Origin of the sequence: Streptomyces sp. DH10, assembly GCF_029813805.1 — a bacterium.
GTDB lineage: Bacteria > Actinomycetota > Actinomycetes > Streptomycetales > Streptomycetaceae > Streptomyces > Streptomyces coeruleofuscus.
Genome location: NZ_JARVKU010000066.1, coordinates 1 through 429 on the forward strand (window position 1 = coordinate 1; position 429 = coordinate 429).

General features: G+C 38.9%; 1 protein-coding gene. It reads right to left on the reverse strand.

Annotated elements, in window-relative coordinates; translation table 11 throughout:
- Positions 1 to 429, reverse strand: a 429-nt coding sequence (locus QC385_RS43875; protein WP_279547002.1) for a hypothetical protein, incomplete at both ends; no start/stop codon positions are given.

Sequence of the window (429 nt, forward strand, 5' to 3'; positions counted from 1 at the left end):
ATGTTGAGATGACCACGGATAATCCGGGCATTGTCATCGGCATTGATTTGGTCAAGGATGTGCTGGATTTTACCGAGGACTACTTTGTTTTGAGAACCGAAGTTGGAACTTTTGTTCAATTCCTCGATTTTCTTATCAAGTAGCTTGCGCCACTTTTGTTTGTCATCTAAATACAGAATTTGGTTGACGATATGATTTTCGTTGAGTGTAAGCCCTATGCCATCAATAAATCCTTGATGGAACACGAAATCATCTGAAGTAAACCGCTCATTGGTCTTACTGCTCTGTACGTTTTCTCCGAAGCACAGTTCGCTGTTGACAGATAAAGTGTCAAAATAGTTTTCGCCGATATTTATATTCTTTTTACTTCCTCGATGGGCAGGTTCTAAAAGAATATCCGTATCAAAACCTTCATTAAAACCATTGAAG